The following is a 16141-nucleotide window of genomic DNA, read 5'->3' as shown; positions in this document are numbered from 1 at the left end:
TGCTTGGGATCAAACCAACACTTATTATTTTGGTGCAGATGGCCAAGCCGTATCCGGTTTGCAAACAATCGACGGTAAGCAATATTACTTCGGTGATGACCAAACATACACGGTTCGTAAAAACATGGATATCACTTTTGCTGACACAACCTATACGTCCGCTAGTGATGGTTCTTTGTCATTAAAAAACGGTATTTTTTCCAATGCCCAAGGGCTGATTGATTATCAAAATGGTCTCTTGCAAAAAAATACTTGGGTTGTGAGCCAGGGAAGCACATATTATTTTGGTGCAGATGGGCAAGCAGTTTCTGGCTTACAAAGTATTAGTGGTAGTCAGTATTTCTTTGGTGACAGTCAAAGTTACCAGTTACAAGTTAATTTTGATATGAAAATTAATAATGTTACTTACCATGCGGATAATAGCGGTCGGTTAACTCCGAAAAACGGTATTATTTGGGGATTTGGCGATTCAACAACCGTTGGTTGGAACTCGTACAATGATGGTAGTCAATCCTATGATAGTTATGCAGCCCAAGATTTAGATAAGTTGTACTTAAATACTTCTGCTCATTCTGGAACACAAATCGGTAATGATATGTCATGGATGACAGATGAGGCGATTAAATCAGCAGCTTACAGTACGGCCACTGATATTGTCATCGGTATGGGTGTCAATGACATTAATTACGGTGGAACGAGTCCGCTGAATACGATTATTCAAACTTACCAAGATAGTATTCGTCGTTTGCACGAGGCTAACCCTAACATTCGTATTTATATTTTACTTCCCCAAGGGGACTACTTGAACGGTAAGAATAACGATACGATTGGGCCTGGTGGTTTCTCAATGAATCAACTTCGTGCTGCTTTAACGCAAGTTGGTAATAATTGGGGTATTACTGTTATTAACGCTGGTGTCGTTACAGATGAAAATCATGCAACGACACTACCAGATGGTGTTCATCCAACAAACGCAACTTACCAAGCGATTGGAACTAAAATTGCACAAGCCATGCAAGCCAATCCAAATAACACATACCAAGCCAACTATCAAAATTATTCCTTAGGAACGGTGAGTGGCTATTATAATACTTTGGCAGGGTATGAGTGGCTAGAAAACGGCCAGGTTTATACCGGCTTCCAAAATTACTATGGCGCCTATTATTGGTTTAACAATGGAGTCCGTGATGCGAATGCTTGGCATCAAGCATGGGGAAATACGTACTATGTCGGCAGTGATGGCCGATCAGTTCAAGGTTTCCAAACGATTGATGGTAATCTTTATTATTTCGGTAATGATGGCTCATTTACCTTAAGAATGAATAAAACGTTTTCCGTGAATGGCTTAAATTATTCTGCCGATGATCGAGGAATTGTGAATGTCGTAATGACTGGAACTGGTTATTTGTATGATGGCTCAGAGTACAACGGTGGTTATCGTTGGTATGAAAATGGTCAGCTCTACACAGGCTTCCGTTTCTATATGGGTACGTACTATTGGTTTATTGATGGTGTTCGTCAAAACGAAGGTTGGCGTAATGCTTGGGGAATGACTTATTGGACGGACGCTAATGGGCGTGCTGTTCAGGGCTTGCAGACTATCAACGGCAAGCAATACTATTTTGGTGACGATGGCACGTACTATGCTCGTGAAAACCAAATGATTACGATAGGGAACCAACAATATAAGGCCGATGAAAATGGCGTTTTGCAACCATGGTCGGGCTATTATTACGATGGGTCTTCTGATAATGGGGGTTATCGTTGGTATGAAAATGGTCAACTTTATACAGGTTTTCGCTTCTATATGGGTACGTACTATTGGTTTATTGATGGTGTACGCCAAAATGAAGGCTGGCGAACTGCTTGGGGTATGACTTATTGGACGGATGCTAATGGTCGTGCTGTTCAGGGCCTACAAACCATTGATGGCAAGCAGTATTATTTTGGTGATGATGGCACATACTTTGCTCGTAAAAGCCAAATGATTACTTTAGGAAACCAAGAGTATAGGGCTGATGAAAGTGGCGTTTTGCAACCATGGTCAGGATATGATTATGATGGTTCAGCAGCCAACGGTGGCTATCGTTGGTATGAAAACGGTCAGCTTTACACCGGATTCCGCTACTACATGGGGACTTATTACTGGTTTGTTAATGGCGTTCGCCAAAATGAAGGTTGGCGGACTGCTTGGGGATTGACTTACTGGACAGATGCTAGCGGTCGCGCTGTTCAGGGCATTCAAACCATTGACGGACACAGTTATAATTTTGGTAACAATGGCACATATTTCTTACGCGGATAAATTGAGTGATTCTCATGACTTCCATAACAAAATGATGAAAAGTTCTTTGAAATTTATTTTTCGAAGAGCTTTTTCTTTGCTTTATGGCGAAATGAGGTAAAATGGTAGTATTGGTGAATTTTAGGTTTGACTTAATATTGGCCTTGAATAATGTGATGTGGTAAGGATCAACTAATGAAAAAACGTTATTTCTATATGGACCTTTTAAACATTTTAGCCACTTTTGCGGTGGTAATGTTGCATGGGTCATCTTTTGCATTTACGAATAATGGCGGTGGCCGTTGGTATTTAAGTGTTTTTATTCAAGTTTTCTTTATTTTTGCTGTACCGTTGTTTTTTATGATTTCTGGTGCTAATATTTTGGATTATCGAGAGCGTGAAGACACACGTACTTTTTTTAAAAAGCGTTTCCGGCGTGTAGCTATTCCATTTGTTTTTTGGACAATCATTTGGTTCATTTATAATAACGTTCAATACAACCACTATTCATGGCTGAGTGTTAATACATACGCACGATTATTGAATGGCTTTATGCACGGGACCGTTCAGCCAATTTTTTGGTATTTTTATATTATTATTGGCTTCTATTTATCAGCGCCTCTTTTGAGTAAAATTGTAACCATTAACCAGAAGGCGCTTGTTCAGTATTTGCTGATTTTAAATATTATTGTCGTTGGCTTTATTGGTTATTATTACCAGTTGCGAAATCAGGCTGACTCCTCTTTTTCTGGAGGAATCAGTGTCGGTGTTGCCGGTTCGGTTGGTATCTTTGTTTTAGGTTGGTACCTCCATCATTATCCTCTGGCTGACAGGCAACGGCATTTACTATATTTGGCAGGAGTTTCATCTGTTTTGATGATGATTGGATTGGCTCTAGTGTTGTCAAAACATTTTGGAAGTTTTCAACGACAGACATATAGTATTTGGGGTATTCTCGGAATGACTTGGTCGGCTACTGTCTTTGTCTTTTTTCAACATCATTTCAGTCAATGGACGCCTAGTCCAAAGGTTCAAAACTGGTTACGGGCTGGATCTTCAGCATCATTGGGGGTCTATGTTCTTCATTACTTCTTTGTTGAGACGCTTGAAGTACAATATCATTTAGCACAAAATTCCTTTTGGCATCTGTTAGTAATGCCTGTTATTGTTTGGTTAGTAGTTACACTTTTGGTGAAGGCTATTCAAAAAATCCCATATCTCCGTCGAACTGTTTAAGACAGTTAGTTTTGAAAGCGAGTTTTTTAGCTCATGCAAGTTGCAAAAAATTATCTCTATAATGCGGCCTACCAGTTGCTTAATATTATTGCCCCAATTATTACCTTGCCTTATTTGGCTCGTGTGCTTGGTAAAAATGGGGTTGGAATCGCTTCGTGGACGAATTCATTGGTCACATACTTTTTACTGATTGCCAGTTTGGGTATTGTTACGTATGGTTCGCGTGAAATTGCTTATGTTCATGAAAATGAATCACTCAGACAAAAGAAATTCTGGGAAATTCAAACTATCCATTTTATCGCTGGAATTGTAGCATTAGCTCTTTATGTGGCTTTTATTTATGTGGGTGGTGCTTTTAATCATCGTATTCATCAAAACGAGTTGTTTCTTTGGTATCAAATTTGGGTGATTTTCTCCGGTATTTTTGATATTTCTTGGTACTTTATTGGCCTGGAAGATTTCAAAAAAACTGTTTTACGAAACATGATGATTAAGTTAGCGATGACTGTCTTGATTTTTGTTTTGGTAAAAAAGCCAACCGATATCGGTGCTTATATTTTGCTGCTAGCATTGTCACAGGTTTTTGGGAATCTTTCGATGTGGTTCTATTTGATTGGAAAGTTCCGTTGGCCAAAATTGAAAGAGCTTGATTTGAAATCACATTGGCATCCAGTCTTTATGATGTTCTTGCCAACGATTGCTACCCAAATTTATTTGCAGCTTAATAAGACAATGTTGCCATTTATCACTGGTGCTACTGCATCGTCTGGAATTTATGACAATGCTGATAAAATTATTAAGGTCTGCTTAGCCCTAGTCACTTCCGTTGGAATGGTCATGTTACCGCGCATGTCGGCACACTATGCGGCGGGGGAACATGCCAAAATGAAAAAGGCGATTCATGCTTCGATGGATTTCGTCTCAGCAATCGCCGTTCCATTGGCCTTTGGAATTGCAGCGGTTGGGCCGACAGCAATGCTCTGGTTTTTGGGGAAATCATGGGGTGACGTTGGATCAGCCCTTGTTTTATTGACACCGATCATCGTTTTCATTGGTTGGTCAAATGTTATCGGTAATCAATTCTTAATTCCTACGAAACGCCTGAGTGATTATACTTGGTCAGTGACCTTTGGTGCTGTTTTAAATGTTTTCCTGAATTTCTTCCTGATTTTTATTTGGGGTGTTGAGGGGGCGGCATTAGCGACTGCTATTTCAGAATTTGCCGTTATCGCTTATCAACTATTTGTGACACGACACGATATGAAAGTGCGGGCTCATTTTGTTGGACTATGGCGCTATCTGTTGGCCGGATTGGCGATGTATTTTGCGGTGCTATACTTTGTTGACAGTCATGGTATTGGTATTAAAAGTACATTAATTGAAGCAGTTATTGGTGGTTTTGTTTATTTGTTAGTACTTATTATTCTGCGAGCACCTATTTTAAAGCGGTTATTGAATTGGCGTTCCTTCCGCTAATAGGGCGATTCTGGTATAATAAGTATTGTTGTGCACTAAATTTTAAACATTGGAGGATGGGGTTTTGAAACAGTTCCTGTTTTATCGCCTTCCCAAACGAATTTTAGATATTGTTGTTTCCTTTGTGGCTTTAATTGTTTTTTCGCCAATTTTTTTGGTGATTGCAGTGATTATTAAGTTTAGCAAGGGAACAAGTCATGTGTTTTATGCCCAAGACCGTGTCGGTCAAGGTGGTAAGCATTTTAAAATTTATAAGTTCCAGTCCATGGTTGACAATGCTGATCAGATTCTTAAATCAGACGACCAGTTATATCAAAAATTTGTTGATAACGGTTATAAATTGCCAACTAAAGAGGACCCCCGAATTACAAAAATTGGGGCAATTTTGCGCAAAACGTCACTCGATGAGTTGCCACAATTCTGGAATACTTTAATTGGGAATATGTCAATCATTGGGCCACGGCCTGTGGTTGAAAGTGAATTGGTTGAATATGGCGACGAAAAACGAATTCAAAAATTTTTGTCTGTAAAACCGGGTGTTTTTGGCCTATGGCAAGCTTCTGGACGATCAAATATTGGGTATCCGGAGCGGGCAGAAATTGAGCTTGATTATGTTGATCGAGCAAATTTAGGCTTGGATTTTAAAATTATGTTTCAAACAGTCATCGCTATCTTCAAGGGTGATGGCGCCTTTTAAAATTATCCCTTTTTAATTGAGGAGAAGAAAAAATGGAATTTTCATTAACTGACTTGGCTAAACGCTTTTGGCATTTTGCTTGGTTGATTGTATTATGTGTCATTCTTTTTGCCGGCGCAGGATTTGCTTACGCAAAATCCGGTAAAGTAATTACTAATTTTTCAGCTAGTCGAATGGTATTGATTGCTAAGACCAATACAGATGTTCGTGACCCAAGTTCACGTGTTCAGGCGGATAAAGCGTTGGTCCCGACTTATCAAAAAGTCGCCCAGGATGATGCTATCGTGACTGCTGTTCAAAAGGCGTTGCCCTTTAAAATGAGTAAGAGTGATATTTCATCTGCAGTGAATGTTCAAAATCCTACAGACACTGTGGCTCTTTCATTTCAAGCATCAGGAGAAAACACCTATCGTGCAAAAACATTAGCAAATGTTTACGCTGAAACTTTTGCTAATGTTGGACCAACTCTTTACCCTGATATGGGGAAACCTGATGTGTTGTCAAAGGCAACGGGTTCTGATGTTACCCGGTCAGCATTAAAGAATGCAAAGAAGTTGACTGTTTTCGGTGCTGTTTTCGGACTAGTACTTTCTGTATTTGTCATTTTGGTGTCAGGTATTCGTAAGAATTATCATGAAGCAAAGAAACAAGGATAATTTGAGGAATTATGGTTAATTTTCTCTTACCAATTACATTTTTTTCTAAAAATTATACGAATTCGTTAGCTGAAACAGTCACTATGGTAGCCTTTCCAGTCTTTCTGGTGATTATCTTGTTGCAGCTATATCGGTATCCCAACCGGTTAAAGTCAATTGTTCCTTCAAAAATGGCAATCTACTTAACTGGCTTTTTTTGGATAGTTCAGTTACTTGTGATGGCCTGGTCGTATGGTAAAACTGGTGAGACAATTTTAACGACCGGAATCATTCACTCGGGTATTATTCTTGCAGGCTGGACAGTGACGGTATATGTTGCTTGGGCAGTCATTCAGCTGACGATTATTACTGAGCGAGATGAGCGAGCATTTTTAAAATCAGGCTTGATTGGTTTGATTTTTTATTTGTTATTAACGGTTTTTCCGCAAATTACGGTCACCTTTAACCTTTCCTTTTTTCATCATTACGTTAATGAGATTGCTCATCTTTTTGAGCGTCATTGGCGAATGCATGCTAATTATAATTTTTATGCTAACGGTTCTTACGTTACGACGGAAGGCCGAGTAAACGGTTTCGAACCGGAAGCGGCCTTCTTGGCTAACCTACTTGGTGTTGTTTATTTACCAATTTTGATTGGATTAACAGCAACGGGTCAAAAATTTTGGTCATGGACAAAGAAAAAGGGAACAGATCAATTTTTAAATGTTGTTTTTGCCTTTGTTATCATTATGATTCTCTTTTTAGCTAAAACAACTACTGGAATTTTAACTGCAGGGATTGCTTACCTTTTGTGGGCATTTTGGGCGAACAAAAAGCTCCGTTGGACCTTAGTTTGGTTAGCCGTGATTGGTGTTGTTTTGCTAGCAGTTGCCTATTTAAAAGTTGGCGTCATTCACAATACGTTAAATCAGTTCCTCTTTGCTAAGCAGGGAACGGATAACCGACTTGGCGGTACGATTGCCTTGGCATTAACATTCTTAACCCATCCAATTTTTGGTGTTGGTTATGGATTTACGTCATACTTCATACTTCAGAATGTGCCATTGTCAACGACAGATAATTTCGAGTTCCAACATGTTTATTCACAGTTTGGTTACCCGAATCTTTCTGATTTTCTGGGATGGTTTGCCTCTTTTGGACTCATCATTATGATTCCAGCCATCTGGTTGTTATTCCGCTTGTTAGCTCGAACTTTTTTGGTGAAGTATCGACTATCACAGTTGAATTTGAATGAAGAACAAATGGCTTGGCACCGCGGATTAATTATTTCGTTCATCACCATGGTTGTTTTGGCAGCTTTTTCATCCATTTTTGTTATTCAGGTCTTTCTGTGGCCTTATTTGTTGATGTTCTTCTTTTATCGGAAACACATTATTCGTTTGGAGGAGGAGCTCCAGCAATGAAAGTCTATATTGCAACACACAAACCATATGAAATGCCTCAGGATAGCCTTTATCAACCATTGATGGTCGGTTCATCTTTGAGAGATGAAATTCCAACTGATTATCAACGCGATGATCAAGGCGAAAACATTTCGACTAAAAATCCGAATTTCAATGAACTAACGGGTATTTATTGGATGTGGAAAAATTCTCAAGAAGATGCAGTTGGTTTGGTTCACTACCGCCGTTATCTTGGTCAAAAGGGTGGACATGACTATGCTAAACGACTAAATCAAAATGACATTGAAAACTTGTTGCGCCAGCATGATGTGATTTTACCCAAAGAGCGAAATTACTACATTGAAAATCAGCGTAATCATTATCTTCACGCTCATGCAAATGAGCCCTATGAGATAATGGAAAAGGTAATTCAAGAGGATTACGCAGACTTCTATCCGGGATTCCAACGGATGGAGCAATCGACAAAGGCTCACCTATTCAACATGTTTATCATGAAAAAAGAAGCTTTTGATGATTATGCAAAGTTTGTTTTTGGTGTTTTGGGAAAAGTGCAAGAGAAAGTGGACTTGTCCACTTTGCATGGTCAAGATGCCCGCGTTTTTGGTTTCTTGTCAGAACGGCTAATGGATACTTGGCTGAATACTCGGGACTATTCTTTTACGGAAGTTCCCGTGATTAGCCTTGAAAAGACAAATTGGCTTGATAAGGGCACGCAGTTTTTGAAACGGAAGTTTCTTCCAAATTCTAAGAAAAAGGTACATTTCTAATGGCAAATAAGTTTAATACAAAGAATTATGATTATTTAATCGTTGGTGCTGGTCCCTTCGGGATGACTTTCGCTTATGAAGCAGCAAAGCGTGGCAAGCGTTCTTTAGTTGTTGAAAAGCGTTCATTTATTGGTGGAAACACGCATACGCACGTTGAAAACGGCATCACTGTTCATGATTTTGGTGCCCACATCTTCCACACTGATAACAAGGAAGTTTGGGATTACGTGCAGAATTTTGCGGAATTTAACAACTTCCAAAACCAAGTTGTTGCCAACTATAACGGTAAGCTCTTTAACTTGCCATTTAACATGAATACGTTCTATCAGATGTGGGGAACAAAGACACCTGACGAAGCTAAGGCTAAGATTGAAGAACAAAAGTCTGCTGCTTTGAAGGAATTGGGCGATCGTCAACCACGTAACTTGGAAGAACAAGCTATTTCATTGATTGGAACAGACATTTACCAAGCTTTGATTAAAGGTTATACCGAAAAGCAGTGGGGCCGTAAGGCAACTGAATTGCCAGCATTCATTATCAAGCGTTTGCCAGTTCGTTTTATTTACGATAACAATTACTTTAACCACCGTTACCAAGGAATTCCTGTTGGCGGTTATACTCAAATTTTTGAGAACATGGTTGAACGTTCAAACGGCTTAATTGATGTTTTGACTGATACTGATTTCTTCGATCACAAGGATGAATTTATGGCAGAATTCCCACGCGTTCTTTACACGGGAATGATTGATCAGTTCTTCGACTACAAGTTTGGTGAATTGGAATACCGTTCATTGCGCTTTGAAAGCGAAACGATTGACTCCGATAACTATCAAGGAAATGCTGTTATTAACTATACGGATGCTGAAACACCATATACGCGTCAAATGGAATGGCGTCACTTTGATGGCTTGGCAGACGAAGGTAAGACAATCATTACGCGTGAATATCCACAAGACTGGGATCGTACGAAGGAAGCTTACTACCCAGTTAACGATGACAAGAACACTGAATTGTACAAGCAATACGTGAAGGCTGCTCGTGAAGAAGCCCCTGAAGTATTGTTTGGTGGCCGTTTGGGTAAGTATCGCTACTTCGATATGGATCAGGTATTCAATGATGCCTTTAACACTGTTCGCCAAGAATTTGGTGTGGCAGATGACTTTAACTTTGCGCACGATGAAGTAAAGTAAAAAAAGAGGTTGCTTTAGTTTTGGCAACCATACATATTTGTTTTAAAAGGGAGAGCACGATGGACATCAAGGACCAACCGACGGTATTATCACTTATTGTGCCGGTTCATAACGAAGAAGATACAATTCAAATTTTTTACGATGCCATTCAAAAAATTAAGCCAGAAGTTGGAGCAACGATTGATTTTCATTTTATTGACGATGGTTCAACCGATAAAACATTGCCGATTTTACGTGATTTGGTTAATCGGGATAGCGATGTTCACTATGTTTCTTTTTCGCGTAATTTTGGTAAAGAGGCAGGACTTTACGCAGGCCTGCAACAGGCAAAGGGTGACTATGTTGCGGTAATGGATGTTGACCTCCAGGATCCGCCTGAGTTACTACCACAGATGCTGTCAGAGGTTCAAAGTGGGGAATACGATGCTGTCGGTACTCGTCGTGCCGATCGTAAGGGTGAGGCCAAATTGCGGTCATGGTTCTCCGCACAGTTCTATAAGTGGATGAATAAAATTTCGCAGACTCACTTGGTCGATGGTGCTCGTGATTATCGAGTAATGACCAGACAAATGGTCAATGCCATCCTGTCGCTGTCTGAAAATCAGCGTTTTTCAAAGGGAATTTTTACCTGGGTTGGCTTTAGAACAAAGTACATTCCATATGAAAATCGAGAGCGCGTTGCTGGAACGACTTCTTGGTCATTTTGGAAGCTAACAAAATATGCTATCGAAGGGATTGTTTCTTTTTCAACGATGCCATTGACAATCGTGACCTTTCTAGGCTTACTGTCCTTTGGTGCTTCAATCGTAGCGGGAATCTTTATTGTCATTCGAGCTTTGATTTCAAATAGCTCTGTTGCTGGCTGGCCATCGATGGTAACTATTATCCTCTTCATTGGTGGCATTCAAATGTTAAGCCTTGGTATTATCGGCCGTTATATTGCAGCCATCTTTATGGAAACAAAGAACCGGCCAATTTATATTGCCAAAGAAGAAAAATAAAGTTAAGGGTAACTATGCGTAAGTTAAGCGTTCATAATCTTATACTATCGTTTGCATTAATTGCGATTGCACTAATTACAGCGAGTGCAATTTTTCTATATCCACTCAATTTAGTAGATGGTAGTACCGGTGGTTTTTTAAGTGGGTTTTATCGTCTCGGAGCGAGCTTAGCTATTTTGTTTTTTGGCTTTTATGTAGCTCAAAAGGTCAGTGTTAAGCAAAGAAAAATTTATTATATTATTTTCTTGGTCTTGGCTATACTTGCCCAATTGGTCTTTTTATTGACATTTGTACGTCCAGTTTATACGGATACGGGCTACGTTACGACAATGGCTGCCCGCTTAATTGAAGGCAACCATCAGTGGTATAACTACTTTTATACCTATCCGAATAACGTCAACGTTACGTTGTGGTGGAGCTACTTGCTAACACCGTTCCACTGGCTTGGTGTTACGCATTATGCACCAATATTGCCATGGATTCAGATGTTAATGCTTGACTTAGGAATTATCTATCTAAGCCGTTCGCTTAGATTAGTAAATCGTGTATTAAGCACAATTTTTATGTTTATTGCGCTATTTTATATTCCTTGGTTCATGTATGCAGTCTTTCCTTATAATGATGTAGTGGCAATCGCATTAATGATGGGTGTTATTGGCAGTTTGATTCGATTGCTATCGAATGAGTCTTCTAAACAAAAGTGGCTTCACGGCACGGCCTTGATGTTGATGCTTGGGATAGCAGTGACTATCCGGCAAAATTCGGTCATTATTTTAATTGCGTTATTATTGACGATTTTATTTAGTAAGCAATTCAATTTTAAATTAAAAAGTGGCTTAATCATTCTTGGTGTGTTCTTTTCACTTTTGGGAACAGTATCGTTTCATCATTTTCAAAAGGTTGAAGGTTTTCAATCGAAGCCAACAATGGTCACCCCTTCTGTTCGCTACGTGAACATGTCGTGGAATCCACATACGGCAGGTCAAATTGACGGCCCTGATTCATTCTTGTATAGTAACTTCCCTAAAAAGGAACGTGCAAAACTCATCACAGATGAATTAAAGCATCGCATTAAAGAATTGGGTGTTTTGGGAGTACCAAAGCATGCAATCAAAAAAATTGCATTTATGTTCTCATTGGCCTATTCAAATGAAGATATGGGCGGATTACAGATAAATCGACCATTGTTGAAATATGAGTGGGAATCAACACCATTTTTAGAGTTTATCGGTAATTTATTCCAACCAATTTATATCTTATTATTAGCTTTAGCAATGTTGGCCGTTATCAATGTTTTGAAAAACAGAAAAACGATTGATCCCAGAATTTTGAATTTAACGATTTTTTCTGCTTTTAGTATCGTAGGTATTTTTACTTTCCATATTTTACTATGGGAAGTCCGTGACCGTTATGCTTTACCAATGTTGCCATTCCTTTTGCTGTTAGCAGCAATTGGCATGCAACTGCTGTTTGGATTACTTAAAAAGCGGCAGGAAACAGTTCAACTGGTTACTAATAAATTCGTATTATTAAGTCTGGTCTTGCTCATGGCTAGTTTTCTCGTTTCATTCTCGCGCGCCAATGACAAGGTTGGTCGTGACGGTTTTGTTTATAATTCCGGATTTGCTCTGTATACGGAAAATGGTGATGAACTTGTTTCTATTCCTGGAAAAACAACTGTTGAGACAGGAACCTTTAATCTAAAAAGTCCATCTAATAATTTGAATATCGATTTTTCAAAGTTAAGTAAAGAACAACTTGATCAATTGAGAGTTACATTGATTCGAACAGATCAGCACCAATCTTGGACCTTAAACTTAAAGCAGTCCTGGAGTAGTTATCCTGGTCAATATCCAGTTGGTAACTATCGTTTGAAAATTGAAAATATTAGCACTTATCCGGTTAAAACAGATGTCCTTCAAAATTTGGAAACGACTAATCTACAGGGACCAAGTGTCAAAATGAATCAGAAAAATGTTAAGGGATTAAATGCAATCTTTAGCTTTACTGATCATCATGATACTACTTGGATTAACCGATATGTTTATATCTTCTTACACTTAATTTTCGTTGCTTTGCTTTTGATTGCGTTAGCAATCAAGCGGCGTCAACGGATTAATTAACATTTTAAAAACCGTGTTGTGAATTTTTCAACACGGTTTTTATTAGTAATATATAATTAAATTATGAAAATAACAAAAACATTTATCAATATCATTTTTTCCGTTTTAATTGCTATTAGCCTGGTAGGCGCAATCGCGCTATTGCCTGAAAATATTAATGGGGTTAGTTTAAGCTTTGTAAAGTCAGTTAATTTCTTAATCCTACTGATAATTTTGCTACTGATTTTGCGCCATTTTTTCTATAATATTTGGGAAAAAAGTGTCAATTTCTGTAAGGCCATATTTTCACATAAAATAACTTGGGTCGTCATTATTGCGCTCGTTCTATTGTGGCAATTAGTATGTGTGTTCCTATTGTCAGGGACCAGTACCTGGGATTGGATGTTTTTAGTTCAACGGGCGACAACGGCCAAATTAGGATGGCCCTGGCCAAATTACTTGTCGGTTAATCCTAATAACACGATGTTGCTTAAGCTCGAAAGTATTTATTTCCACTTATTAGGGCGCCCATCGTTTGAACATTTTATGTATGCACTGAATATCGCTAACGTTGCGATTGTCGATTTTGGTACGTATTTAATTTGGAAATTAGCCAAAAAATTTACCAGTCCACTGGTGGCAAAGTTAACCTTCGTGCTCACCCTTGTGCTGTTTACGTGTGTTCCGTTTTTTGTTATTCCGTATTCTGATACTTTATCGTTTTTCTTAACAGCTGCCATATTGTATACCGTAGTCCGGGCAATTGACTTTCAGCAAAAGAAGCGATTCTATCTCTTTGGATTTTTATTGGGCTTTGAGTTACTACTGTCATATTTACTAAAGCCATCATTAATGGTTCTGTTGATTGCCGTCTTATTCGTTTTTGTCCTTTTAATAGTAACAAGGAATGGGCAAATCAAACTTAAATCTGCCGGTATAATGCTTGCGATTTCAATTGCCTTTTTAGCTATTGGCTCTGTTTTGATGAAAGAGTATTTGTATCACCATAATGGCATTGTTAAGGTTGATACACGGCAAGCACTGCCAATGTCGCATTTCGCGGCGATGGGGATTACTGGTGATGGTGATTATAATGTCACCGACATGTTTAATTCAGCTAATATTAAGGATCCAGAAGCACGAAACAAAGCTTCATTGCGATTGATTAAGGAACGTTTTATTAACCAGGGTGGCATTCTTGGCTATGAAAAGTTTTTAATTCATAAGCAAATTAAAAATTCTGCTGACGGCTCAATGGCATGGGGTCATGAAGTGTATTACTTAAAGGCATTTCATCCAAACAATGAGCAACTAGAAAAAACTTTCCCAAGGCGTTATTTCTTGGAAAAGAATGGCATTGCAACGGAAGGAAAGTTCGATTTTAGGACCGTTCAACAAATTTTTTGGATTATAGCCCTTGTTTTGATATTGGGCAGTATTTTTGATCAATCACTCTGGGGACTGTTCCTTAAAATCAGTGCAGTTGGCTTCTTTGCCTTTTTGCTAATTTTTGAGGGCGGTCGAACACGATACTTAATTCAATTTTTGCCTGTTCTATTCCTACTAGCTAGTTTAGGGATGCAAAGGGGAATAAACTATGTTGCCCAGATTCGAAGGAATAAGCAAGGCTAGTATCGATAGGTTCAATTGATGCTCTAATTAAAATTAATTTGAAAACTGTTTTTAGCGTTATAGGTAGCCTCTTAGTGAAATTTAATTCATCACGAGAACTAGCTATGATATAATTTTTAATGGAAATCTATTGTACTAAGGAAAAATCATGGCTCAAAATGTTTCAGCAGTCGTTGTTACTTACAACCGACTTGCATTGTTGAAAGAAGTAATTGATAGTTTACAAAAACAAATTGTTCCCGTAAGCCACATTATCATTGTTGATAATGCTAGTGAAAATGATACAAAGGAATATTTGGAATCATTAGGTGATCAAATTGATTATGTTCGTCTAGAGGAAAACCTTGGTGGTGCCGGTGGTTTTAATCGCGGTATTCGTCATTTTATGGAAAAGACGGATGATGACTTTGTTTGGGTAATGGATGACGATACTGTTGTTCACCCTGATACACTACAAAACTTATTGGCCTTTGCTGATCAAGAACCTAATTTTGGCTTTTTGGCTTCAGATGTTCGTTGGACTGATGGTCACCGTGCCAAGATGAACCAACCAGCACCAATGAACCGTTTAAAGGTCATTCCAGAAGACCAGGTTGAACCTGTTCAATTGCAGAATGCAACGTTTGTTTCTTTACTGGTACGTCGCGCAGTTGTTGCAGAAATTGGCTTGCCTATTACTGACTTCTTCATCTGGGGTGATGATATCGAGTATACGGAACGCGCAGGTCGTGTTGCTCCTGGTTACTTTGTACCATCCGCAAAGGTAACTCATAAAATGGGTGCCAATGTTGGGTCAAGTTTATTAAATGATGGCCCGGCACGGACACCACGTTATTTCTATTCATATCGCAATAAAGGCTATTACATCCGTAAGCGTGACTGGTATCGAAAGAATCGCGCTCGGTTGCGTACATTAGCCGAATATTGGCAGATTAAGTTGTCTCATACGGAGCGTAAGGCTGAAAAGTTGGCGGTCATGAAAAAGGGAATGAAGGCCGGTAAGACCTTTAACCCAACCATTGAATTTGCTAATAAGAAATAAATGATATTCGTAATGAACCGTTTTATTGTTAGACGGTTCTTTTATATTAACTTTATTTTTTGATGATTTAATAATAGAAAGTAATGATTGAGGAAATGACTGTGTTAACTGATTTTAAAAAAATTTTTGATCGATATCGAGAATCTATTCTGTACTTGTTCTTTGGTGGCGCTACATTCGTAGTTTCCGTTGTCACCTATTCGATTTTTTCCGCTTACCTACATTGGACATATACAGTATCGTATGTTTTATCATGGTTTTTGGCAGTTTTGTTTGCTTACCTCACTAATCGTATTTGGGTATTTCAATCGAAGGTGACGGATGCTAAGGGGTTGTTTCGTGAAATTTGGCAATTCTATCTGGCTCGAATTGTGACAGGCGTTATCGGGTGGTTCATTTTAGCGTTTGGTGTTCAGGTCTTGCATCAAAACGATTTGCTTTGGAATGGTATTCAAAATATTTTTGTGATTATTTCAAATTATGTGTTGAGTAAGCTGTATATTTTTAAGAAAATTGAAGAATAAAAAAGCACAGTGATTGAAAATGATATGAACCCCGAAATTTGGACAACCAAATTTCGGGGTTTTACTATGTCTAAATTATCAAAAGAAGACAAAGTTAATATTTATTATCTTTGGAAAAAACAATGCTATAG

At 38.6% G+C, this 16141-nt stretch carries 13 protein-coding genes; all 13 read left to right on the top strand.

The genetic code is table 11. From position 1 onward, the window contains the following. On the top strand, nucleotides 1-2305 hold a 2305-nt coding region (locus AABI08_RS08200), incomplete at its 5' end, for a GDSL-type esterase/lipase family protein (RefSeq protein WP_338344470.1). Nucleotides 2306-2479: 174 nt separating this feature from the next. After that, on the top strand, nucleotides 2480-3520 hold the full coding sequence (locus AABI08_RS08195; protein ID WP_338344469.1) for an acyltransferase: 1041 nt from the start codon (nucleotides 2480-2482) through the stop codon (nucleotides 3518-3520). A gap of 33 nt (nucleotides 3521-3553) precedes the next feature. Further along, complete coding sequence (locus tag AABI08_RS08190) at nucleotides 3554-4996, top strand: flippase (RefSeq protein ID WP_338344468.1); 1443 nt, start codon at nucleotides 3554-3556, stop codon at nucleotides 4994-4996. 64 nt (nucleotides 4997-5060) lie between these two features. Next, entirely contained in the window at nucleotides 5061-5693 is a 633-nt protein-coding gene (locus AABI08_RS08185) for a sugar transferase (RefSeq protein WP_338344467.1), read from the top strand. A gap of 32 nt (nucleotides 5694-5725) precedes the next feature. Then, the gene (locus AABI08_RS08180; protein WP_338344466.1) at nucleotides 5726-6349 is read left to right on the top strand and encodes a YveK family protein; all 624 of its coding nucleotides are present in this window, start codon (nucleotides 5726-5728) and stop codon (nucleotides 6347-6349) included. Nucleotides 6350-6432: 83 nt separating this feature from the next. Beyond that, entirely contained in the window at nucleotides 6433-7752 is a 1320-nt protein-coding gene (locus tag AABI08_RS08175; protein ID WP_338344465.1) for an O-antigen ligase family protein, read from the top strand. Continuing rightward, entirely contained in the window at nucleotides 7749-8519 is a 771-nt protein-coding gene (locus tag AABI08_RS08170; protein WP_338344464.1) for a DUF4422 domain-containing protein, read from the top strand. The genes AABI08_RS08175 and AABI08_RS08170 overlap by 4 nt, the downstream gene beginning before the upstream one ends. Continuing rightward, the gene (gene glf, locus AABI08_RS08165) at nucleotides 8519-9709 is read left to right on the top strand and encodes a UDP-galactopyranose mutase (protein ID WP_338344463.1); all 1191 of its coding nucleotides are present in this window, start codon (nucleotides 8519-8521) and stop codon (nucleotides 9707-9709) included. The genes AABI08_RS08170 and glf overlap by 1 nt, the downstream gene beginning before the upstream one ends. A 59-nt stretch (nucleotides 9710-9768) precedes the next feature. Further along, nucleotides 9769-10710, top strand: coding sequence for a glycosyltransferase family 2 protein (locus AABI08_RS08160; protein WP_338344462.1), 942 nt, complete (start codon nucleotides 9769-9771; stop codon nucleotides 10708-10710). Between the two features lie 14 nt (nucleotides 10711-10724). Continuing rightward, the gene (locus tag AABI08_RS08155) at nucleotides 10725-12833 is read left to right on the top strand and encodes a hypothetical protein (protein WP_338344461.1); all 2109 of its coding nucleotides are present in this window, start codon (nucleotides 10725-10727) and stop codon (nucleotides 12831-12833) included. 63 nt (nucleotides 12834-12896) lie between these two features. Further along, on the top strand, nucleotides 12897-14444 hold the full coding sequence (locus tag AABI08_RS08150) for a glycosyltransferase family 39 protein (protein WP_338344460.1): 1548 nt from the start codon (nucleotides 12897-12899) through the stop codon (nucleotides 14442-14444). A gap of 148 nt (nucleotides 14445-14592) precedes the next feature. Next, nucleotides 14593-15486 carry a glycosyltransferase family 2 protein gene (locus tag AABI08_RS08145; protein WP_203617623.1) on the top strand — a complete coding sequence of 298 codons (894 nt, stop codon included), beginning with the start codon at nucleotides 14593-14595 and terminating at the stop codon, nucleotides 15484-15486. Between the two features lie 83 nt (nucleotides 15487-15569). Further along, a complete protein-coding gene (locus AABI08_RS08140) occupies nucleotides 15570-16010 on the top strand; it encodes a GtrA family protein (protein ID WP_242976711.1) in 441 nt (146 codons plus the stop codon). Nucleotides 16011-16141 lie beyond the last annotated feature (131 nt).

The sequence above is a fragment of the Fructobacillus evanidus genome, assembly GCF_963580165.1.
GTDB classification, from domain to species: Bacteria; Bacillota; Bacilli; order Lactobacillales; family Lactobacillaceae; genus Fructobacillus; species Fructobacillus evanidus.
The sequence above is the reverse complement of the archived record's forward strand: the minus strand, read 5'-3'. Positions and strand labels throughout refer to the sequence as shown.